The 22202-nt window shown below is 50.3% G+C and carries 23 protein-coding genes and 3 pseudogenes; 15 read left to right on the top strand and 11 right to left on the bottom strand.

The window, feature by feature from the left end; genetic code table 11:
• Window positions 1-12: 12 nt before the first annotated feature.
• From SPH27_RS00640 to umuC, 10 genes and pseudogenes are all read left to right on the top strand, one after another.
• Complete coding sequence (locus SPH27_RS00640) at window positions 13-615, top strand: DUF1367 family protein (RefSeq protein WP_047647978.1); 603 nt, start codon at window positions 13-15, stop codon at window positions 613-615.
• Between the two features lie 4 nt (window positions 616-619).
• Entirely contained in the window at window positions 620-820 is a 201-nt protein-coding gene (locus SPH27_RS00645; RefSeq protein WP_072034206.1) for a hypothetical protein, read from the top strand.
• 2 nt (window positions 821-822) lie between these two features.
• Window positions 823-1185, top strand: coding sequence for a crossover junction endodeoxyribonuclease RusA (rusA, locus tag SPH27_RS00650; RefSeq protein ID WP_182071287.1), 363 nt, complete (start codon window positions 823-825; stop codon window positions 1183-1185).
• Complete coding sequence (locus SPH27_RS00655; protein ID WP_085841763.1) at window positions 1182-2015, top strand: antitermination protein; 834 nt, start codon at window positions 1182-1184, stop codon at window positions 2013-2015. The genes rusA and SPH27_RS00655 overlap by 4 nt, the downstream gene beginning before the upstream one ends.
• Before the next feature lie 1156 nt (window positions 2016-3171).
• A complete protein-coding gene (locus tag SPH27_RS00660; protein ID WP_048223534.1) occupies window positions 3172-3474 on the top strand; it encodes a hypothetical protein in 303 nt (100 codons plus the stop codon).
• A complete protein-coding gene (locus tag SPH27_RS00665; RefSeq protein ID WP_182071205.1) occupies window positions 3474-4010 on the top strand; it encodes a lysozyme in 537 nt (178 codons plus the stop codon). The genes SPH27_RS00660 and SPH27_RS00665 overlap by 1 nt, the downstream gene beginning before the upstream one ends.
• Window positions 4007-4525 carry a hypothetical protein gene (locus SPH27_RS00670; protein ID WP_182071206.1) on the top strand — a complete coding sequence of 173 codons (519 nt, stop codon included), beginning with the start codon at window positions 4007-4009 and terminating at the stop codon, window positions 4523-4525. The genes SPH27_RS00665 and SPH27_RS00670 overlap by 4 nt, the downstream gene beginning before the upstream one ends.
• Before the next feature lie 388 nt (window positions 4526-4913).
• Entirely contained in the window at window positions 4914-5327 is a 414-nt protein-coding gene (locus tag SPH27_RS00675; RefSeq protein ID WP_182071207.1) for an Ivy family c-type lysozyme inhibitor, read from the top strand.
• A gap of 450 nt (window positions 5328-5777) precedes the next feature.
• Window positions 5778-6413 (top strand): annotated as a pseudogene (locus SPH27_RS00680) (terminase small subunit); the annotation flags it as partial.
• A pseudogene (gene umuC / locus SPH27_RS00685) lies at window positions 6410-7453 on the top strand (translesion error-prone DNA polymerase V subunit UmuC); the annotation flags it as partial. The pseudogenes SPH27_RS00680 and umuC, both read left to right, overlap by 4 nt.
• Before the next feature lie 376 nt (window positions 7454-7829).
• Here the strand turns inward: umuC and SPH27_RS00690 are convergent.
• On the bottom strand, window positions 7830-8168 hold the full coding sequence (locus SPH27_RS00690) for a hypothetical protein (RefSeq protein WP_126327659.1): 339 nt from the start codon (window positions 8166-8168) through the stop codon (window positions 7830-7832).
• Between the two features lie 172 nt (window positions 8169-8340).
• Complete coding sequence (locus SPH27_RS00695) at window positions 8341-8568, bottom strand: phage protein (protein WP_047652164.1); 228 nt, start codon at window positions 8566-8568, stop codon at window positions 8341-8343.
• Window positions 8569-8716: 148 nt separating this feature from the next.
• Here SPH27_RS00695 and SPH27_RS00700 point away from each other — a divergent pair, with 148 nt between their 5' ends.
• Entirely contained in the window at window positions 8717-8881 is a 165-nt protein-coding gene (locus tag SPH27_RS00700; protein WP_213729873.1) for a YnfU family zinc-binding protein, read from the top strand.
• Window positions 8882-9121: 240 nt separating this feature from the next.
• Here SPH27_RS00700 and SPH27_RS00705 read toward each other — a convergent pair whose 3' ends face one another.
• A complete protein-coding gene (locus tag SPH27_RS00705; protein WP_042719078.1) occupies window positions 9122-9340 on the bottom strand; it encodes a cold shock domain-containing protein in 219 nt (72 codons plus the stop codon).
• Between the two features lie 287 nt (window positions 9341-9627).
• Between SPH27_RS00705 and cspF the strand changes: the two genes are divergently transcribed.
• On the top strand, window positions 9628-9840 hold the full coding sequence (cspF, locus tag SPH27_RS00710) for a cold shock-like protein CspF (RefSeq protein WP_072058474.1): 213 nt from the start codon (window positions 9628-9630) through the stop codon (window positions 9838-9840).
• A gap of 51 nt (window positions 9841-9891) precedes the next feature.
• Here the strand turns inward: cspF and SPH27_RS00715 are convergent, their stop codons facing one another.
• From SPH27_RS00715 to rstA, 3 genes are all read right to left on the bottom strand, one after another.
• Window positions 9892-10566: an SOS response-associated peptidase gene (locus SPH27_RS00715; RefSeq protein ID WP_182071208.1), complete on the bottom strand. Its 675-nt coding sequence runs from the start codon at window positions 10564-10566 to the stop codon at window positions 9892-9894.
• A 423-nt stretch (window positions 10567-10989) separates the two neighbouring features.
• Entirely contained in the window at window positions 10990-11250 is a 261-nt protein-coding gene (locus tag SPH27_RS00720; RefSeq protein ID WP_048980408.1) for a hypothetical protein, read from the bottom strand.
• A 251-nt stretch (window positions 11251-11501) separates the two neighbouring features.
• Window positions 11502-12218 carry a two-component system response regulator RstA gene (gene rstA, locus SPH27_RS00725; RefSeq protein WP_021241154.1) on the bottom strand — a complete coding sequence of 239 codons (717 nt, stop codon included), beginning with the start codon at window positions 12216-12218 and terminating at the stop codon, window positions 11502-11504.
• 128 nt (window positions 12219-12346) lie between these two features.
• On the opposite strand from rstA, the gene SPH27_RS00730 reads away from it, so the two are divergent.
• Window positions 12347-12682, top strand: a complete 336-nt coding sequence (locus tag SPH27_RS00730) for a GlpM family protein (protein WP_028017326.1) — start codon at window positions 12347-12349, stop codon at window positions 12680-12682.
• Here SPH27_RS00730 and folM read toward each other — a convergent pair.
• The 3 genes from folM to ydgH all read right to left on the bottom strand — a co-directional run bounded on the left by folM (window position 12679) and on the right by ydgH (window position 15953).
• Window positions 12679-13401, bottom strand: a complete 723-nt coding sequence (gene folM, locus SPH27_RS00735) for a dihydromonapterin reductase (RefSeq protein WP_033145346.1) — start codon at window positions 13399-13401, stop codon at window positions 12679-12681. The two genes, SPH27_RS00730 and folM, sit on opposite strands and share 4 nt — an antisense overlap.
• A gap of 39 nt (window positions 13402-13440) precedes the next feature.
• Entirely contained in the window at window positions 13441-14823 is a 1383-nt protein-coding gene (locus SPH27_RS00740; RefSeq protein ID WP_048980409.1) for an amino acid permease, read from the bottom strand.
• 185 nt (window positions 14824-15008) lie between these two features.
• On the bottom strand, window positions 15009-15953 hold the full coding sequence (ydgH, locus tag SPH27_RS00745; RefSeq protein WP_033145347.1) for a DUF1471 family protein YdgH: 945 nt from the start codon (window positions 15951-15953) through the stop codon (window positions 15009-15011).
• 535 nt (window positions 15954-16488) lie between these two features.
• Here ydgH and pntA point away from each other — a divergent pair.
• Window positions 16489-18018 (top strand): Re/Si-specific NAD(P)(+) transhydrogenase subunit alpha, encoded by a 1530-nt coding sequence (gene pntA, locus SPH27_RS00750; protein ID WP_048980411.1) that lies wholly within the window; start codon window positions 16489-16491, stop codon window positions 18016-18018.
• A 10-nt stretch (window positions 18019-18028) separates the two neighbouring features.
• Window positions 18029-19417 (top strand): Re/Si-specific NAD(P)(+) transhydrogenase subunit beta, encoded by a 1389-nt coding sequence (gene pntB, locus SPH27_RS00755; RefSeq protein ID WP_024909329.1) that lies wholly within the window; start codon window positions 18029-18031, stop codon window positions 19415-19417.
• A 120-nt stretch (window positions 19418-19537) separates the two neighbouring features.
• Here pntB and uspE read toward each other — a convergent pair whose 3' ends face one another.
• Complete coding sequence (gene uspE / locus SPH27_RS00760) at window positions 19538-20488, bottom strand: universal stress protein UspE (protein ID WP_023335478.1); 951 nt, start codon at window positions 20486-20488, stop codon at window positions 19538-19540.
• Window positions 20489-20623: 135 nt separating this feature from the next.
• A pseudogene (locus tag SPH27_RS23080) lies at window positions 20624-21923 on the bottom strand (Arm DNA-binding domain-containing protein).
• Window positions 21924-22202 lie beyond the last annotated feature (279 nt).

Consider the following 22202-nt stretch of genomic DNA (forward strand, 5'->3'; position numbering starts at 1 on the left):
ACGGAGAGAACCATGGCGCTAGAATTACAACTTATCAAACACCATTCAGGAATACTGATCCCGGCTACTCCCGAGACCAGCGATATCCTGCAATCCAAAACCCGGCTCGGCGATGTTCTTGTGGCCGAGTTCAGACGTGTACGAAACCCGGCATTCCACCGACGCTTTTTCGCGCTTCTCAATCTCGGTTTTGAATACTGGGAACCAACCGGCGGGGCTATCTCGAGTAACGAGCGGAAGCTGATCACTGGCTACGCCAAGTTCCTTGCTTCGTATGGCGGGAATGAGGGCGCGCTGATCGATGCTGCTGAGCAGTATCTAGAGCAGGTTGCTTACCGGCGCGTCACGAATGGCATTAGCCTGTGCAAATCCTTCGATGCTTACCGCTCCTGGGTGATCGTTGAGGCAGGGCACTTTGATGCCATTCAGCTACCTGACGGCACACTCAAAAAGCATCCTCGCAGCATTTCATTCGCCAACATGGACGAGCCCGAGTTTCAGCAACTCTATAAAGCTGCGCTCGATGTCCTCTGGCGGTGGGTCCTGTCCCGTTCATTCCGCAGTCGCGATGAGGCAGAAAATGTCGCCGCACAGCTGCTTGGCTTCGCGGGGTGATCGAATGAAGTCTACATGGTTCCATCATACCGACTGTAGCACCGAACAGGCCGACGAACTGGTCAAGCGTTACAAAGCGCGCGGCGTGCGAGTTGAGCGCAGCCTTAACCAGGATTACGTGACCTGGACTGTCAGTGCATTCCTTCCGACCTCAAATACTCCAGCGCGCCCGGATAGCCGCTGGCGAAACCGGATGTGGGGATGAATGTGAAAACATATCAAATCACTTTGCCCTGGCCGCCGAGCAACAACCGGTATTACCGGCACAACCGCGGGCGCACTCACATTAGCGCAGATGGCGTCGCGTATCGCTATGCGGTCGCCAGTCTCATTCGAAGCGCCCGGCTTAATATTCGGACAGCTGTACCACTCAAAATCCGAATTGAATGTCACATGCCCGACCGCCGACGCCGCGATCTGGATAACCTGCAGAAAGCTGCATTTGACGCTTTGACCAAGGCGGGATTCTGGCTGGATGACAGCCAAGTAATCGATTATCGCGTTGTGAAAATGCCTGTCGTTAAGGGCGGGAAATTAGAACTCACCATTACCGAGCTGGAGACCGCATGAATCTTGAAAATACCCTCAAATATCACTTCGCCAAATCGACAATGATTAGCGATTCTCCGCGTGCAACGGCGTCAGACTCATTAACCGGAACGGATATCATGGCCGCTATGGGCATGACGCAGGAACGGGCAACCTTAGGTTATAGCGCTTTTCTCGGAAAGATGGGGATCAGCAACAATGACCGGGAGAGGGCGATCGAATTGCTGGCCCAGTACGCATTGACTAAGTGCGATCGGGTTGCGGCATTACGGAAGCTTGATGCAGAGATTAAACCACTGGTGTTGCACCAGCTGGCTACCTTCGCGTTTGAGGACTATTCCCGCAGCGCCGCCAGCGTGAAGCAGTGCGATGGCTGCAATGGGGAAGGGTTTATTGACGCTGAGGTTTTCAGCATGAAGTCTCACACTCCGGCAAAAGAGAAGAATTTCGTGAAGATCTCCCTGAACATGGGCGCAGAGGATATTCGTCCTTCTGAGTATGAGGTGCGTAGAGAGGTCAGGGAGATAGCGCGAGTTCTGTGCCCTCAGTGTAAGGGCAAGAAGGTTGTTAGCTGTTCCTGTAGAGATTGCCATGGACGCGGGAAAGCCGTTAATCAGGTTCTTACTGAACAGCAGGGTGTGCCGGTTCTGGCTGACTGTAAGCGCTGCAGCGGGCGGGGGTATGAACGAATTCCATCAACTGAGGCTTACGCCGCGGTGTGTCAGATAACGGATGCAATCAGCCTCGATACCTGGAAGAAGTCTGTTAAGCCATTCTACGACCAGCTCATCACCAAGTTTGATATCGAAGAGGCGTGGGCTGATGCGCAGCTGAAGCAGATAACAAAATAGGGCGTGAATTTATCGTCAGCTATTTACTTTTCCCGAAACTGTGGTAATTTTGCTCTAACGATGGGTTATTGCCTTCGTTTAAAGCCCTGCGGTTAACCCCGTGGGGCTTTTTAAATTTCTATGTCTATACTGTGAGTGTTGCGAATCCCCCTCTGCGGTGGGGCGTTCCAGTAGTTACCTGAAAAGGAAACCTCTCAGACGCGGGAATGTTTACTGGAGTCATTCTCACCGGGAGGCACCCGGCGCAACAAATCATCTTCTTTCCTGATGAAACTGAGCCAAACATTTTTCAAAGCTGCCTATTGGCGGCTTATTTGTTATCCCTCGTTTTAAGAGTGCCCAAAGCAATCACACATTGACCATGCGAATGAATTCATCGTAATTTATTCACGTGGTGAATCCTTTCTATGCGAAAGGGCGTACCAGTCAACTGCTGTCTGCAGGTATGCGCGTGTCTTTGCTGACTGGGGTAGAGTCACCGGGAGGCACCCGGCACCATGAAAACAACAACACAAGTTTCAAATTCCTTGAGAGCCTGCCATAAAACGCAGGCCTTTTTTTATGACTTGGAAAACTACTGCTACGCTTTAAGTCGTGAGAAGTTACTGAATGCTCGTTGGTTCTCCTGAACCTTATGTGAATCAGCCGATACAGCTTCACTACTGAGTCATTGGTTTCACTCACACCTACCTTACAAATAGTCAACTGATTGGCCCGCTTCAAAAGAGCGGGCTTTTTTTATCTATCCACTCAAATTTTCTGAATGGAGGAGTCAGAGCAAGAGGGGGCTAAATGTCTGAGCATGTGTCTGGAACTAATGTGGTGGCAGGTAGATATTTGATAGCTAGCTCAGTGCACTAAAAAGTGCGGAGAACGACATCAATCTTCTCCGCATTAATAATGCCAGTGCTACCCGCTTGTATCTCTTATATCCCTATGAGGATAAGTTTTTAACTTAACGCAAATGATAACATTTAAAAACTTTGTGAATAGTTAATTGTTTTAAAGCTTTAAATAGTTCTTCTTAAGGATTATTTAATTTTTTGCATTCCTCAGAAGAAGGAAGCTCCAGCAGGTTTTAACCCTCACAAGGCTGCCGTTTGGCGGCCTTTTTTATTTCTTGCAATAGCACCCGCACAAAGCGAGGTGAGAGACCATGAAAATGAATGATTCAGGGAACATCTTCACGCAGTTTTTCGCGTGGGTAGCAGCTCTGGCGTCAGCAATTGGATTTACCACTCAGGATCTGGTGTTCATGTTCTTTGGCGCTGCTGGTCTGCTTATCTCGCTTGCCTCCTACATTAACGGGCGAGTGGATGCAAACCGTAGGCGTAGAGAGGATGAGATTCGAACAAAAATGGTCAATGACTACCTGAAAGGCGTTGGTGATAAACCCCTTCACGAGCGTCCTGCTGCTGCAAGCGTGGTCGTTGAGGCATTACAAAAGGAAGGTGAGTGATGAGATCCAGAGCAAAGCTGAGTACTGCAGTTCTGGGGCTGGTATTGGCTGGTGCTCCTGCATCCGTAATTCTCGATCATTTTCTGAATGAGAAAGAGGGTAACAGCCTCACGGCCTACAAAGATGGTGGTGGTATTTGGACTATTTGCCGCGGCGCAACGATGGTTGATGGTAAACCGGTTGTGCAGGGCATGAAATTGACACAGGCCAAATGCAATCAGGTGAATGCTATCGAACGCAATAAGGCTCTGGCATGGGTTGACCGCAATATTTCGGTACCGCTTACCGAACCGCAGAAAGCTGGGATCGCATCTTTCTGTCCGTACAACATCGGGCCGGGTAAGTGCTTCCCGTCAACGTTCTATAAGCGCATCAATGCCGGTGACCGCCCCGGGGCATGCGAGGCAATTCGCTGGTGGATTAGAGACGCTGGCCGCGACTGCCGCCTGACTAAAGGCCAGAAGAACGGCTGCTACGGTCAGGTAGAACGGCGAGACCAGGAAAGTGCTTTGGCGTGCTGGGGGATAGACCAGTGAACTTTAATCTTTTACCAATCGCGGTTGTGGTTATTGCTGGTCTCTCAGTCGCACTCGTTAAAAGTTGCTCAGATGCCAACGGCCTGCAGAGTGATAATGAGGTTCTTCGCAGTGACAATGCTCTTCAGGAGCAGATAATCGCCACCCAAGCATTCAACTTCAATCGGTTCAATAAGGTGGCGGAACAAACCAACAGGCTGAATTCCCTAATCGACACCAGCACCGAAGAAACCGTAATCGAATACCGGGAGATTCTCCGCCGTGAAAAAACCTGTGATCTGCCTATTCCTGCTGACATTGCTGGTGGGTTGCTCGAATACGCGCACCGTTTACGTGCCAGCGCCTTGCGTACCGATACCAACAGACCTGACGCAGCCGATGATAGTACCGCTGCCGCCGGCTCAATAACATACTGCCAGGCCGTGCTCTGGATTAAGCCGCTGCTGGCAGTGATTGAGAAGGGCAACAATAAACTGGCTGGTATAAGGCAGATAGAGCTGGAAAGGAAAAACTAGGGATGGCTCATCCTTGAGCACACGGGTATTTCTGAACGACGGCTTTACCTGACATAGCAAAGCACCTTTAAATTGTAGAAAAGACTCGATATTTAACAAGCGAAGCGCAGCAATGTAAAAAAATGCCCTCACATGGAGGGCTACCAGAGTCTCAGTTTCACTTGCTCTTTTTATGGATGTTTCCCTGGAGTTGGCAAACTCCTCATCAGAGTCTTGAATAGTCTGGCAAGCAGTCCGTAATCAACAAGCATAAGCGGTAGCTATTAGGATGATTCTGAGTTAATCACTTGGGATGGGCAGTAATATGGAATCCTCTAGCTAACTGTAGGGCTGACATAGTAGCCGCTAAGGTATAGAGTTGTGATGTCTTTATGGAATGAGGATTAATATGAAAGGTAAATTGTTTATCGCTGCTATGGCTTTTGTATCTTTCAGTGCTCTTGCCGACGAGGGGAAGTATCTTTCTGATTTCGCCAGTGCAAAAAGCACGTCTAAAAGCTACTCCCAGCTGATTAGTAAAAACAAATTACCTGCATGGGTAAAAAGTGGTGGCACGAGCACGCCATCAACCGAAGTAACAGTTGCGGGCAAAAAGTATATTGCGCTGTCAGGGTGTAAACCACACAGTTGTCCAGAACAGAATATTGCTGTTCTCTACTCACCTGATAGCGGTGATATTCATGGTGTGTTTTCTGATTTCAATGCGGAAAAGAATCGTGAGACATTGACCTGGTTAAACCTAGAACCGATTGATTCTGATGCGATGAAAAATGCGCTTTTCAGTCGGCTGTACGGGAATTAAATAACCAAGCTTCAAACTGTAATCCACCAGTTTGAAGCTTCAAAAAACAAATCAATCGCCACTCACTGTGTTGGTCGCTCACATCGCACCCTCGTTTCGCTTAACTTTAGCGATGAATTCCTCTGTGATTGATAGACCCGCTATGATTTCCGAATTTAAGACAGAAGCACCAAATTTGCTTACGAGGTCCAGAATAGTTTCATATATCTGGATGAGTTCCATTAGATCGGAAATCACTAATTGGTCATGCTCAGTGCGAAAATGAGACTGGGCAGAGGTTTGATGCACTATCCACTCGAGATTGGCCTTAATTTTCTGTACGTCATCGTAGTTATACATATTTCATAAGCTTAAATCCTCATTTCAAGATTTCTTTGAGAAAAATACTTCATTGCTTCAACTATTGAAGCTGTGAGTGACGTCTAAAGTTCATTCAGTTTAGAGGTAACAATGGCTAAGCCGGACTGGGGCGAGCTGCAGAAGCGGTTCCTGTCTGATCACGCTGCTACTGGCATATCCCCTAAGGAATGGTGCGAGGCACATAACCTTAATTATGTAACTGCTCGCCGCTATATCAAGAAAACTGCTGCGCAAAATACAAAAATTTACCCGCGAAAGATAGTGCGCACTGCGCAGAAAGATAAAAGCGCAGATGAGCTGGTGGACATAAAGCTAAGCGCGAAGGTAAAGCGCTTTATTGCTGAATACCTTAAGGACAATAACGCCACGGCCGCTGCTGCGCGTGCTGGTTATAGCGACCCAAACTACGGTCGTCAGCTCATAGCGAATCCTAACGTTGCGCAGTCTATTGCGCAGCAGCAAAAAGCGTCCATTGCGCGCACGCTTGGCAGTGCCGATGAAGTCCTCGCGCAGATGTGGCAGCTCGCCACCTTCGATGCAAACCAGCTTTCGCAGTATCGTCGTGGCGCGTGTCGTTACTGCTGGGGCTTCGGTCATCACTACCAGTGGCGCGATGCCGTTGAGTTCGAAGAGAAAAGACTCGAGGCGCTTGAGCGTGACAGACGTGAACCCGAAGATTCCGGCGGTTACGGCTATGACCACAACAGAGAGCCTAACCCTGAATGTACGCAGACATGTCGAACCGGGTAATGACGACGCTTGAGGAAATGAGCCCCCGCGTCGAAATTTACAGTATCGATGAAGCTTTTTGCGACCTGACTGGCGTTCGCAACTGCCGGGACCTGACTGACTTCGGGAAAGAGATCCGCGCTACGGTTCTAAAGCGTACGCACCTGACAGTTGGGGTCGGCATCGCGCAGACCAAAACCCTCGCTAAGCTCGCAAACCATGCCGCCAAAAAATGGCAGCGGCAAACGGGCGGGGTAGTGGACCTATCCAATCTTGATCGCCAGCGCCGACTGCTTGCTCTGGTTCCGGTGGAGGACGTCTGGGGCGTCGGCAGGCGCATCAGTAAGAAGCTGAACGCCATGGGCATCAAAACGGCTCTCGACCTCTCAGAGCAGAGTACGTGGATTATTCGAAAGCACTTCAATGTCGTCCTGGAGCGAACTGTCCGGGAACTGCGCGGCGAACCATGTCTGGATCTGGAGGAGTTTGCACCAGCTAAGCAGGAAATCGTCTGCAGCCGGTCATTCGGCGAACGCGTTACTGAGTATGAACAGATGCGCCAGGCTATTTGCAGCTATGCCGCCCGTGGTGCTGAAAAACTGCGGGGTGAACATCAGTACTGCCGCTTTATCTCTACGTTCGTGAAAACCTCTCCCTTTGCGCTTAACGAGCCGTATTACGGTAACAGTGCGTCCATGAAGCTTCTCACCCCCACTCAGGATTCTCGCGACATCATCAACACCGCTGTAAAGTGTCTGGACAAAATTTGGAAGGATGGCCACCGGTACCAGAAGGCAGGGATCATGCTTGGGGATTTTTTCAGCCAAGGCGTGGCCCAGCTCAACCTGTTCGATGAGAACGCGCCGCGTGCTGGTAGCGAGAGGTTGATGGAAGTTCTGGATTATCTGAACGGGAAAGATGGAAAGGGAACGCTTTATTTTGCCGGGCAGGGCATACAGCAGCAGTGGCAGATGAAACGGGATATGTTATCTCCACGGTATACTACGAGGTATTCAGACCTAATAAAAGTTAGATGATCCTTTAAACGGTATATTCATTCGAACCTAATTATCGGCTATGAGTATTAAGATTAATATGTCGACTACTATGCTTTTGTAATGTAAATAAGCCCCTGCAATTATACAGGGGCTTATGGGTATGATGCCGGGTGCCTCCCGGTGAGTCATTGAACTAACCACTCGTGACTCGCTGCTTCAGAAATTCAGGATGAGCCGCTGGATATACAAATCATCAGGTTAATTAGCCCTGCCGCTGAGGAGGATTCATCATTAAACCGAATGTAACAGCAATGCTTAGCAAATGATAAAATATTTACTGATGTGCCTCATGATTTTCTTTCGCAGTTTTCACGGTCACGGAATTTTCAGATGGTGAAGGTTAAAATATCGATGTTCATTTTTTTACTTTAAGTCTTGAGACAAAGGTTAAGGTTTTATCTTCTGGGCAAATCATTAGAAAAATTGCTGTGGGAGATTTTTCTAAACGTGTAATTCCATGCAGCATCTGGTAGAGTCTTTTTTTTAGTTTTTCTGCTCCATCTTTTTCAGACTCCCACTCTAAAACTGCCTGACCCTCTGAACCAATGAATGCATGGGATGGAAGTTTGACACCTCGGTTTGACTTACTTGAATAGTTTCGGTCATGCAAGAGACCCAAGATAAGAGGGTTGATATTATTATCTGAGAATGGGGCTTCAAGAACTATTAATACTGTGTAATGCAGGATTTTCATGGAAGCCTTATGGTTGCCTCAGCAATAAAGTCATATTGCCATGGTGTTGGATGTACATGTCTTAATTATAAATGTTTGTGTGGGGGTAAAAAAAGCCTGCGTTAAGCAGGCTATAATAATTAAACGTAGTTATAATAATGATTTCATGAATGTCTGCGTTGAATCCCTGGCGTCAAAGATACTTCTGCGCCGCATCTAATATTTCCTGAGAGGTAAGCTCTCGATCTGATGCCACATGGACCACTTCATGGTCACCTGTTAAAGAGGGAAAACCTGCTGACATTATCTGAAGGTTTATCACTTCTCCATTAGGATATTCTTCGCGTATTGATGTCACACCTTTAAGCACAGTGATAACTTTACTTGGCTTACCATTAAAAAAAATGATTACTTTTTTCATATATCACCATGTATTTTGAGGGTTTCTAGCCCCTGCAGGTGGTCGAAAGGGTTCTGTTTGTTCATTTTTTTTGCCTCTTTCGAAATTAAAACAAGCATTATACTTTCTTAACGTGTACTGTAACGGTCCATTTGAACTGGAGAAGTCTATGTCTGCACGTAAAAACACTCAATTCCGCCGAAATTATTTAGTAAAATGTCCTTGTCCAAACTGCTCAAAAGATTCCGAACATAGTTACAATCGTGTACAAAAGGGGGCTCAGTTGGTGTGCCCATACTGCTGTGCTTTGTTCAAATCTTCCCAGCGCTTCTAAAAAATTATTAAAAAAATAAGAAGTGATGCTTTTGGAGGCTGCCTAACCTCTTACGCACTTTAGTATTTTATAAGCAGTTAGCTTCTGCTTTGAGACTGTTCATGCAGCAGTCCTGCATTTCATCACATCGGTCAGCAAACTTGATGGTAAGTAAATATGCTGGCCTGTTGTAATGATGTGAGTAACCGAACATCACCTTTCACTGATAAAGTCATGCTGGCTTAAGAAACCATCTAAAAATTATCTATCGCAAAGTGTTACATTGGCAGCGATTGGACCTTTAGTTCCAGCTATGATAGCGAATTTGACTTTTTGTCCTTCAAAAAGAGTATTAAATGTTTCTCCCAGCAGGGAAGAAGTGTGAACAAGAACATCTTTACTTCCATCGAGTGGGGAGATAAAGCCAAACCCCTTATCTTCGTTAAACCACTTAACAAGACCTATGATTTTAGATGACATACAAACTCCGTTTGAACATTTCAAACTGACAAGCAAGCTCATGATAAGAAACGTATGCTGGTATATGTATGGACTCAAGAGGAGGGATATCAGAGATAACACCTAGTTATGAGAACGGCTTTTGGAAAAGTTAGATTCATCATCGCACCGAATCAGCCAAACCATTAAGGCACGTGTTGAATGATTAAGCAAATTTTATCTTAGCCTTCTGGAAGGCCGTTAAAATAGTGTTAGCTATTATTAACTGATCCTGTATAGTGAAATCTGGATTACCATTAGGAAAATATTTGTCTCGTAAAATGACAGGAATTGTCAAAAGTTTTGACTTCAAGAGCGGAAAGGGATTGATTATACCATCAGATGGCAGAAAAGATGTTTTTTTGCATGTTTCTGCGTTAAGTAATAGTGAAAGCCAAACGTTAAAGCCAGGTGTTCGTGTTGAATTTTATCGTATAAATGGACTTAGTGGTCCGATGGCTGCAAATATATTTCTTTCTTAAAGTAAGATAATATTGAGCCAAATATAAAGTGCGCATCAAAAGAACTGCAGATTATATATCTGCTTGTTCTATCAATTTTCTCCCCTGATTTTTTCCATTTCCAACATCACGGGCCACCGCATGCCAGATAAACTTGTCGGTTGGTACAGCGCCGTCGGCCGCTATCTCTTGAGCTTCTTTCCCTCCAACGTCCTGACGCATCCATTCCCTTGCTGCTACTGCTGACAAAACAAGTGGCCGGCGGTCGTGAATGTCGACCAGACCTTTATCCGCTGCCGATGTCACTATAAGAAAACCCTCAGCTTCATCACCACGCTCAAATGGTGTGCTGCCGATCGCTGCCATAAATATTGGTTGGCCATTGGCACGGTGAATGAAGTAGGGCTGTTTTTTGTCACCTTCTTTTTTCCACTCGAACCATCCATCGGCGAAGCAGATCGCCCGGCCATGTTGCCATAGAGGTTTAAACATTCTGCTGGTGGCCGCCGTTTCGACGCGCGCATTAATCAGGGGCGCTTTATCCCACCATCCCGGGGCATAACCCCAGAATACAGGATCAAGATGTAACTGCTCGTTTCGTTCGCTTAGCAACAGGACCTTCGTGCCTGGAGCCACGTTGTAACGTCCAATCGGCTCAGGGTCGTATGCGATGTCTCGATCGGCTTCATCTGCGAGGTATGCCAGATATTCTTCACGGGTTTGGGCTTGTGCAAAGCGTCCACACATAGAAACCTCCAGCCAGATATCAGACTGAAAGTATAGGGCAGGGAGAAAAAGAGGTGCGCTGGTTAAGTCTTACAAACGAATTCGTGGCGACCATGCTGATCAGATAGAGAGACGTAAAGCAGAGTGTTGCGAACCCGGAAGGAGCTACGCAAAACAGGGGAATATTGGGGGCAAATTTGGGGGCATTTTGAAAGAAGGGACACCGATAGGGGCATCAAAAAGACCGTGCATGTCCGTATATGTCCGTTAAACGTTTATGGCTAACTCACTGATACCATGACAAATAAAGCCATTTCAATGAGTTGCGAATTTTCTGCACACTAAAACTGCACAAACAGTTTTTTTAATTGGCTCTCACCGAAGAAACGCTTTGTGCAGAATATACATAAAAACCCGTCGATATTTTCATGTCTGTGAAACGTGTTACATGGCAATCGCGCTGTTTTTTAACTTGGCGATGAGTGTTTCCGTTACGGCCAGTCCTTCCGCAATGTGCATATCAATCACATCGGTACCGAATTCGTTAATTAAATCCAGAAGTATTTCGTAAGTCTGGATGAGCTCAAGGATATCAAAGAGCGCTTTTTGATCGGGGCGCGAGGGAGAAGGATGGTTAAGCGCGGCCTGATTAGCAATCCATTCCAGATTGGTTTTGATGGCTTCTACCTGACTGTAGCTATACATATTTCATGGGCTTAAATCCTCATTTCAAGATTTTATGGGAGAGGTATCGTGAGAGCTTCACGGTGAAAAAAGAGTCTGCATGTCGCCGGGGCAGTGCTGGCTGTAGAAAGGATGGATGAAGATTTAAGTATGGGATAGTTCGCGTGCTTAGCAAGTTAATTGTTGCGCAAACGTAAAAATAAACGCGCGAAAGAAGGGCATCGTCGCGCAATGCCTTCATTTCGCGCAGGTTATTTTATCGGGATATGGGATCAGGTTTCCCACGCATGTGGGGCAAACAGATAACCCTTGTTACGCACGGTTTTAATGCGGTAGGGCTCGGTAGCGTTATCCTGCAGCTTTTTGCGCAGACGCGAAATCGCCACGTCAACGCTGCGGTCCATTCCGTCATAGCTCACGCCACGCAGGTTTTTCAGCAGCGCGTCGCGGTCCATGATTTGCCCGGCGTGCGTTGCCAGCTCCCACAGCAGGTCAAAGTCTGCGGTGGAGAGGGCGATAAGCTCGCCGGAGAGCAGCACCTGGCGGTTAATGGGGTCAATAGACAGCGTACCGAAGCGCATCGCTTTGTGCGGCGTCAGAGACGGCGCGGGCGCTTCGCGTTCGATGCTGGCGTGCTGGCGCAAATGCAGGCGCAGGCGGGCAAGCAGGACGGCAGGCGGTGTGGTTTTCAGAATGTAGTCATTGGCGCCCATCTCCAGCGACAAAATGTGGTTCATATCGCTGTCCAGTGAGGTGAGCAGGACGATAGGACCCTCCCACCGGGCGCGCAGGTCACGGCAGAGCGTCATGCCGTCTTTGCCTGGCAACATAATATCCAGCAGTACCAGATCCGGGTTTTCACGGACGACCACCTCTTCGGCACGATCGCCGCGAGGTTCAACAATGACGTCCATATCATGTTTACCCAGATAGGCGGCGATCAGTTGCCCGACCTCGGGTTCGTCTTCAACATAAACAATCTTATTCATACAGCGTCTGTTTTCGTGAAAAAAGCCAACATACACCGCGGAACCTTAACCTTCCATTAATCTTTCAAAATTAACGCCGGTTCCGTTATTCTGGCTCATATTGTTACTTGATTGTTATAGGGAAAAGTATGGGGCTGGTAATCAAAGCCGCACTGGGCGCGCTGGTGGTGTTACTGATTGGCATTCTGGCAAAAACGAAAAACTACTACATTGCCGGGCTAATCCCGCTGTTTCCGACCTTTGCGCTAATTGCCCACTATATCGTGGCTTCTGAGCGGGGTACGGAAGCGTTACGCACGACCATCGTGTTTGGCATGTGGTCTATCATTCCGTATTTTCTCTACCTGCTTTCGCTGTGGTATTTCACCGGTTTTCTGCGTCTTCCCCTGGCGTTGAGCGGGGCGGTGGTCTGCTGGGGACTCAGCGCCTGGGTGCTAATTTTCTTCTGGAGCCGTTTTCACTAGCGCAGCGGGCGGCCGCCGTCCACGGCAAAGGTTCTGCCCGTGACGTAGCAGCTGGTGAGCAGGTAATCCACAAGGTCGATCACCTCTTTCTCGCCCGGCGCGATTTTCATGAGCGACTTATTCAGCGCCTGCTGGCGATACTCCGCATCATCGTTTTCGTTAAACAAAATCATCGCCGGGGCGATGGCGTTTACCTTCACCTCGGGCGCGAGCTTGCGGGCGAACGAGCGCGTCATATTATCCAGTGCGGCTTTACTGGCCGCGTAGGCGATGTGCTTGTCGCTGCCGCGCTCAACTACATAATCGGTGAAGTGAATAATATCGCCGGCCGCGTGCCCATGGCCGCGCAGCAGATCCTGCAGAGCGTGGTTAAGCAGATAAGGGGCATTGACGTGGATCTGCAGCATGGCGGAGAGCGTTTCGCTGAGTGACGTACCGGGTTTTTCGGCACGCCATGCGCTGGCGTTATGGATCACGGCGCGCAGTCCCGTCGTGGTGGCTTTTACCTTTTCCGCGAAAGCCAGAATGCCTTCATCGGTCGAAAAATCAGCCTGAATGCAGACCGCCCCGGCTTTGCGTAACCCTTCAATCGACGGGTATTCCGTACGGTAGCTGACAATGACCGGATGGCGAAGGTTGAGAAAGTGATGGGCGAGGGCGAGGCCGATACGGCGGCCTCCACCGGTAATCAGTATTGGGCGAAGCGGTGCATTTCCCATCGTATTCTCCTTTACAGTTCAACAATGGGAAAGGCGATGCTATCCCATTAACATCCAGGTTGCCGGTAGGGCAGCAACCAGTAACAGTCCAATTAAGGCCATCTCACGGCGCTTCAGCGCGTTCTCCAGCTGATGCGTGCGGCGGGCGTAGATAAAGACCAGCAGACCCGGTGCGTACAGCACTACCGACAGCAGCAGATGCATAGGCCCGGAAGCATACAACAACCACAGGCCGTAAATACAGGCTCCAACACCCACGACATAATGCGCCGGGCGTGTGGCAATTTTTAACAGATACGCACCCACTAGGAAATAGGGTACCAGAATCATCTCCGAGGCGATGGTCAGCAGGGTGTTATAGTCTGAACCTGTGAGCCAGATCAGCACCAGACAGACCTGAACGCTGATGTTGGTCAGCCAGAGCGATGCCGACGGCGCGCTGTTTTGGTTTTGACGGGCGAACAGGCGTGGAAACGCCTTGTGCGTCGCGGCCAGGAACGGCACTTCAGCCGCCATGATGGTCCAGCTAAGGTAAGCGCCGCAGACGGAGACGATCAGCCCTGCGGCAATCACCACGTCGCCCCAGGGGCCGAGCATTTTCACCATCAGGCCCGCCATTGATGGGTTACGCATTTCAGCCAGCTCAGGACGCGCCACCACGCCCAGCGACAGCAGCGTGACCAGCAGATAGACCCCCAGCGCGGCCAGAACTGCCAGCAGCGTGGCGCGGCCCACATCGCGTTTATTCCTGGCCCGGGCAGAAACCACGACCGCGCCTTCAACACCGATGAACACCCACAGGGTAATCAGCATCGTGTTTTTCACCTGCTCCCAGACGGGCACGCCCAGCGCGATACCGGTGAAATCGAGCTTAAAGATGTCCATACGGAACGCAATAAAGGCCAGAACGATAAACAGGCCGAGCGGAACCAGTTTCGCCAGCGTCGCCACCAGGTTGATGCTGGCGGCCGTTTGTACGCCACGTAACACCAGCCAGTGGACGAACCACAGCAACACCGAGGCGCCCACAATAGACTGCCAGGTATTCCCGTCGCCAAAGAGGCGCAGCTCAGGCGTATCGGTAAAGAAACTGAGCGCTGAGAAGACGATCACAAGATAAGAGACGTTGGCGATAACGGCACACAGCCAGTATCCCCACGCGGAACAGAAGCCAATCAGCTCGCCGAAACCTTCACGCGCATAGGTGAAAATGCCGCCGTCCAGATCCGGGCGAATGCGGGTGAGCAGCAGCATCGCGAAGGCCAGCAGCAGTATGCCGACACCTGTAATGCCCCAGCCAATGATGAGCGCGGAAGGGCTGGCAACGGCCGCCATATTTTGCGGCAAACTGAATACACCCGCACCCAGCATTGAGCTTAAAACGAGTGCAGTCAGAGCACTCAGGCCAAGTTTCTTTTCCATTGGCTTCCTGTTATGAAAGGTCAAAATCCAGAATAATTATTTCGCTCAGGCGCATAAAAATGGTGGATCACACTAAGGCGCGGGATTTTACGGAGTGTAACGAATGCATGCAATGACGTGAGGCAGAAATTCAAAAAAAGTAACAAAAAAAGGCGGCATTGCGCCGCCTTTCGTCAACGATTTTGTTACTTGTACAGATCGGCGCTGATGGTCACGTTGTTACCACGTTCCTGCCACTGGCGGGTGATGTGGTAGTACTTCGCCCCTTTCTTCGCCGCACGCTTCGCGACCTGGTAAGAGACTTCCGTCATGTTGCCGTAGTTGCCGGTAAACTTGATGCTGTCGAACGGCACCATCTGCGCTGCAGTGGCGTTGTTCAGCTCTTCAATTTTGGTACCGTCAGGCAGCGTAACGGAGTAACGACCACCTTTCGTGGACTGCGTTTCGAAGAAACGGCCCACTTCAGCGCTTGGGGCAGCCGTCGTTGCTACGCCTGGAATTTCAACTTTCTTCGCTGCTTCGCCGCCTTTCGCTATCGCCGCGCGACCTGCTTCTGAATTCGCCGGGATAGCATCCGGGCTCTGCAGAACACGTTTTTTCGCATCTTTTTTATAGATGAACGCGGTAATACGCTGGTTGCCACCCTGGTTAGCATCGACCTGACGCACGATGAAGAAAGAGTAGGCCCCTTTCTCTTTCGCGGCTTTGGTGATGGCATCGTTCACTTCAGGCTGGCTGCGATAGAAGCCCTGAACGGTGACGGTGTCGTAAGGTTCCAGCTCAATCGCCTGATCTTTCGGCAGTTCAACAACACCGTTGATCACGCGGTTTTTCGGTGCGTCAGCTTTTGGCGCATTGTCTTTGAACAGCGCGATAGTTACGCGCAGGTTACCGCTGTTGCCGTAATCGGACTGGTCAACGACATAAAACGAGGCCGCCCCGTTTTTGTCAGCGGCTTTTGATGCAGCGGCGACAGCGTCGCCAATAGAATTATAACGACCCACAATGACCGTATGGTCAAAAGGTTTTAACGCTGCCGCTTGCTCCGGCGTTAACTCTGTTGCGGCATTCGCAGACAGGGCGGTCGCGGAAAGAAGTGCGGACGCCAGGAGTGTGTTCTTAAGCTTCATAAAAATGATCCTTCGCCTTGCGCAAACCATGTACTGGTATTGTTGTTAATTTGAGACGGTCCCGATTATTGCATTTAAAACCCGTCGCTGTCTGCGCCATTTTTCACTGCCTGTGCTTACTGAATCACCGAATTCGATAACATTTAGTGATATGTTGAAAAAACACGCGTTTGACAAGTAAAACTGATAAAGCATATGACTTTTACAAGTTAATTTAATGTTAACAAGTTGTTCTCTTATGGCGCTATATCATGTTTTTACCGCTTCGCTTGCGCGATTTATCGGTTCTGGCAGTGAATTTAAGGTAAATATCACTGTCAGTGACGCCGATCGCTTATTTTTCACAGATAAAGTAAGAAATAGTGTTTTCTGGCGGTAGATCACGGGCGCTATTTTCAGTAGGTTATAGACAGTTTGTTACTGTTTTATTTTCCGGGGTTAATCATCTCTCGTCGCTCGCGCGATGGCGAAAATTGATACAAACCGCGGGCATTTATCGATAAACCATCATCAAAAACCGATGGAAGGGAAAACTATGCGTATTGGGGTACCAAAAGAACGGTTAGCCAATGAAACCCGCGTAGCGGCAACACCGAAAACGGTGGAGCAACTGCTTAAACTGGGTTTTACGGTCGCGGTTGAAAGCGGCGCGGGCAAACTGGCGAGTTTCGATGACGAGGCCTTTATCCAGGCTGGCGCGGAAGTGGTCGACGGTGCTGACGTCTGGCAGTCGCCGGTGATTCTGAAGGTCAACGCACCGGAAGAGAATGAGATTGCGCTGCTGAATCCGGGAACGACCCTGGTGAGCTTCATCTGGCCTGCGCAAAACCCGGAGCTGATGGAGAAGCTGGCGGCCCGCGGCGTGACCGTGATGGCAATGGACTCCGTGCCGCGCATTTCGCGCGCGCAGTCGCTGGATGCCTTAAGCTCCATGGCAAACATTGCCGGCTACCGCGCCATTGTTGAAGCGGCCCACGAGTTTGGTCGCTTCTTTACCGGTCAAATCACCGCCGCGGGTAAAGTCCCTCCGGCGAAAGTGATGGTGATTGGCGCAGGCGTGGCGGGCCTTGCCGCAATCGGTGCGGCAAACAGCCTGGGCGCTATCGTACGCGCCTTTGACACCCGTCCTGAAGTAAAAGAACAGGTCCAGAGTATGGGCGCCGAATTCCTTGAACTGGACTTCAAGGAAGAAGCAGGCAGCGGCGATGGTTACGCGAAGGTGATGTCCGAAGCCTTTATCAAAGCCGAAATGGAACTCTTCGCCGCTCAGGCGAAAGATGTCGACATTATTGTCACCACCGCGCTTATCCCGGGTAAACCGGCGCCGAAGCTGATCACCCGTGAGATGGTTGACTCCATGAAGCCGGGCAGCGTGATTGTCGACCTGGCCGCCCAAAACGGCGGTAACTGTGAATATACCGTTCCAAATCAGGTAACCACGACCGCTAACGGCGTGAAGGTGATCGGCTATACCGATCTGCCAGGCCGTCTGCCTACGCAGTCTTCTCAGCTCTACGGCACCAACCTCGTCAACCTGCTGAAGCTGCTTTGCAAAGAGAAAGACGGCAACGTCACCGTTGATTTCGACGATGTTGTTGTGCGCGGCGTCACGGTGGTCCGTGAAGGTGAAATTACCTGGCCTGCGCCGCCTATTCAGGTTTCTGCTCAGCCTCAGGCGGCAACGAAAGCGGCGCCTGAGCCAAAAGAACCCGCCAAACCGGCTTCTCCGTGGCGCAAATACGCGATCATGGCGCTGGTGATTATTCTGTTCGGCTGGCTGGCTGACGTCGCACCAAAAGAGTTCCTCGGCCACTTTACCGTCTTCGCGCTCTCCTGCGTCGTGGGCTACTACGTGGTGTGGAACGTCTCCCATGCGCTGCATACGCCGCTGATGTCGGTAACTAACGCCATCTCCGGGATCATCGTGGTGGGGGCGTTACTGCAGATTGGTCACGGCGGCTGGATCAGCCTCCTGAGCTTTATCGCGGTGCTGATCGCCAGTATCAATATTTTCGGTGGTTTCACCGTGACTCAGCGCATGCTGAAAATGTTTCGTAAAGGCTAAGGGGTAGCATATGTCTGGAGGATTAGTGACAGCTGCATATATTGTTGCTGCAATCCTGTTTATTTTCAGTCTGGCGGGGCTTTCCAAACACGAAACGTCTCAGCAGGGTAATAACTTTGGTATCGCCGGGATGGCGATTGCGCTGATTGCCACCATCTTCGGGCCGGATACCGGCAACGTGGCGTGGATCCTGGTAGCGATGATCATCGGCGGCGCGATTGGTATTCGCCTGGCAAAACGCGTTGAAATGACCGAGATGCCGGAGCTGGTTGCCATTCTGCACAGCTTCGTGGGTCTGGCGGCGGTGCTGGTGGGCTTCAACAGCTACCTGTATCACGAACCGGGTCTGGAACCGATTCTGGTGAACATCCACCTGACGGAAGTGTTCCTCGGTATCTTCATCGGTGCGGTGACCTTCACCGGCTCTATTGTGGCGTTCGGCAAACTGCGCGGGAAGATCTCCTCTAAACCGCTGATGCTGCCAAACCGTCATAAGCTGAATCTGGCGGCGCTGGTGGTGTCGTTTGTACTGCTGGTGGTCTTCGTGCGTACCGAAAGCGTCGGTCTGCAGGTGCTGGCGTTGCTGGTGATGACCATCATCGCGCTGGCGTTCGGCTGGCACCTGGTGGCGTCCATCGGCGGTGCGGATATGCCGGTGGTTGTCTCGATGCTGAACTCCTACTCCGGTTGGGCGGCAGCGGCGGCAGGCTTTATGCTGAGCAACGACCTGCTGATCGTCACCGGTGCGCTGGTGGGTTCTTCCGGTGCGATCCTGTCTTACATCATGTGTAAGGCGATGAACCGCTCGTTCATCAGCGTTATCGCCGGTGGTTTCGGGACCGATGGGTCTTCTTCCAGTGCGGATGAAGAAGTGGGGGAGCACCGTGAAATTTCTGCGGAAGATACCGCAGACATGCTGAAAAACTCGCACTCCGTGATCATCACTCCGGGCTACGGCATGGCGGTGGCGCAGGCGCAGTATCCGGTTGCGGAAATCACCGAGAAGCTGCGCGCGCGTGGCATCAAGGTTCGCTTTGGTATTCACCCGGTGGCAGGGCGTCTGCCTGGCCACATGAACGTGCTGCTGGCGGAAGCGAAAGTGCCTTACGACATCGTGCTGGAAATGGATGAGATCAACGATGATTTCGCCGACACCGACACCGTGCTGGTCATTGGCGCCAACGATACCGTTAACCCTGCTGCACAGGACGACCCGGGTAGCCCAATCGCCGGTATGCCTGTTCTGGAAGTGTGGAAGGCGCAGAACGTGATCGTCTTCAAACGCTCCATGAATACCGGCTATGCCGGGGTTCAGAACCCGCTGTTCTTCAAAGAGAACACCCACATGCTGTTCGGCGATGCTAAAGCCAGCGTGGATGCGATTCTGAAATCACTGTAAGTTGCGTTGAAACGAAAAAACCGCCGAATTTGGCGGTTTTTTTATTGCTGGGTGGCGCTGACGCTTACCCGGCCTACGGTTTTGTAGGCCCGGCAAGCCTGCGCCGCCGGGCGTCAGGCGTTAATCGTCTTCAGGATCGTCCAGCTCAACCGGCGTCTGATACTCATCCGGCTTAATGACCAGCAGGTCGCAGCGCAGATGGTCGATCACCTGTTCTGCGGTATTGCCGAGGAAGGCGGCAGAAATACCGGTTCGGCCAATGGTGCCCAGCACCACAATCCCCGCCTGCAGGTGTTCCGCCAGGTCCGGGATCACCTCTTCAGGCAGGCCTTTTTCCACGTGGGTCATTTTCTCATCGATGCTGAATTTCTGGCGCAGCGCTTTCATGGCCAGCAGATGCTGACCGCGGATCGCGTCGTTGTACACGCTCGGGTCAAATTCAGGCAGCTCAATGGCAATGTTAATCGGGGTGACCGGATAGGCGCCCACCAGATGCACTTCGGTATGATTCACCTGGTCAGCAAGCTGGATGGTCTCCTTCACCAGCTTCTCGTTCAGCGAATTGTGGTAATCCTCTTCGCTCGCGAGGTTTACCGCCACAACGGCTTTCCCGCCTTCAGGCCATGGCTGGTCTTTCACCATCCAGACCGGGCAAGGGCATTTGCGCAGCAAGTGCCAGTCGGTCGGAGTGAAGATCACGGATTCCAGCTTGTCGTGCTGGTGCGCCATCTTCAGCAGCAGGTCGTGCCCACCGGCGACAATTTCCTGGATGATGGCTTCGAAAGGTCGGTTATGCCAGACCACTTTAATATCAATGGGCACGCCCGCTTCCAGGTAATACTTCGCCTGTTCACGGATCCACGCGGTACGCTGGCTGATGACGCCCTGACGCATAGCGGTGCGCTCGTCAGGCGACAGAAGGGTGGTCATCTCATACGAGAAGTCATAGATCGGCAAAAACGCTTTGATTTTGCCACCAATCCGTTGATGTAAATACACAGCACGTCGTAATGCCGGCTGATCGTCCTGATTCGGATCGATAGCTACCAGCATGTTTTGATACTTGGCCATACAGGTCTCCTTACTACTGTCACCACAGTCTGTAATTAAAAGAGTAACCTATATATCCTGAATGAAACAGAGGGGAGGTTTTGCCAGATCAATAATTCATGAAAATTTATTACTTAATGTTGTTGCATGCTGATTTCAAAGCATTTTTTTTGATTTCAAATCGCCTTGGGGGCGTAACGGGGGCACGTTGGCAAGAATTCTCTTGTTTATGATGGCAACCAGGTCCTTGTCCATATCACCGATCCACTTCGCGTAAACCTCATAAACCATCCTTGAATCCTCATGGCCCATCTGAGTTGCAATAAAAGAAGGATTTGCCCCGGCAGAAAGCGACCAGCAAGCGTAAGTGTGTCTGGACTGGTACGGATGACGGTTCCGAACGCCAGCGCGACGTAAGCCATTCTTCCACCCATAGGATATAGAAATTCTTGGAGTAGTAACCGACTTTTCTTGTTGATCGATTCGATGGAACGAATACTGGCCTGATAACCTGCATTTCAGTTTTACCATGCTCACGATGATGATAGACGATCTCGTGCTGCGGCAGATGGCCTGTAATTTCGAACTGTATTTTCAGTGCATCCAGTGCTGGCTGGAGCAAGGTAATTGTCCTGATCCCGGCATCCGTCTTAGGTGGTACGAATAAGCCTTTCCGGGTCAGATTCCGTGAGACATGAATCTCTCCATTTAACAGGTCAACATCTTCCCATGCGAGAGCGCAGAGTTCACCGTGCCTCAAACCGGTATGAATAGCCACAATCCATAAAAGCGAGTGCTGTTTGGATAGGTTAGCGATGAATGCCTGGTATTCGTCAAATGTAAGAGGATCAGGCGTTCGTTTCGATACCTTTAAAGTAGATATGCCTTCGTATGGGGTATGAGTTATGAACTGGCTGCGGTGAGCTATTCTGAGCATCTCTTTGAGAACGCTCATTAGAGCATTTACGCGTGCTGGTGATCGGCCCTGCTTCTTAAAATTCGGTAAACCGGGATTTACCACTTCACCGAATAACAGTTCTCGACGATATGAAAGTATGTATGCGTTCTGTATATCAGTTAAGACTGTCATGTCGACAACAACGCGCATGAGGGTGTTTACCCTTGAGCGGATCGTGAGCATGGTGGCGTGAGATACCACCAGAGCCTTTGATTCAGTAAACAGCTCGCAAAGTTCAGAAAAAGTACTTATACGCTTTGTGGTACCGAACTTGCTCAACGCCTTTGATTCAGGAAAGCGGGTTGCGTAATCGAAAGTACCCATCTGAATTTCACTGACAATCATTGCCCTCAGATTGCCAGCTTTCTTTATATTGCTGTTGTTCGCCAGCCAGCCGCGAAGGACCTCACGGCAACGTACTCCGCGATAGTGAAAAGTAATGCGGATCTTTCCGTTATGCAACTCGACGCCGATATTCCTTCTGGCTCTACCCAGCATCAGCTGGTGGTACAGGGGGTGGTAAATGGCAGCCGGTTGATGTAGCAGATGTCCTGCGTAAATATCTGGCATCGTCATGACCAGGGAAGGGGGCTTCACTGGTTGTATTAGAAAGTATTGATTCAGTCCAGAAGGCTATTAATAATATTTTGGCGATTCCACAGCGCTGCACACATGCTGCAAATTGATTAGCAGATGGAAGTTCTATCATTATTGAGTGCTTCGGTGACTCCACTAGGTGGGGATCCATACCTGGAGCTACTACTACCCAGGCCCCTA

This window comes from Enterobacter sp. A103, from assembly GCF_034427535.1.
Lineage (GTDB): Bacteria > Pseudomonadota > Gammaproteobacteria > Enterobacterales > Enterobacteriaceae > Enterobacter > Enterobacter asburiae_B.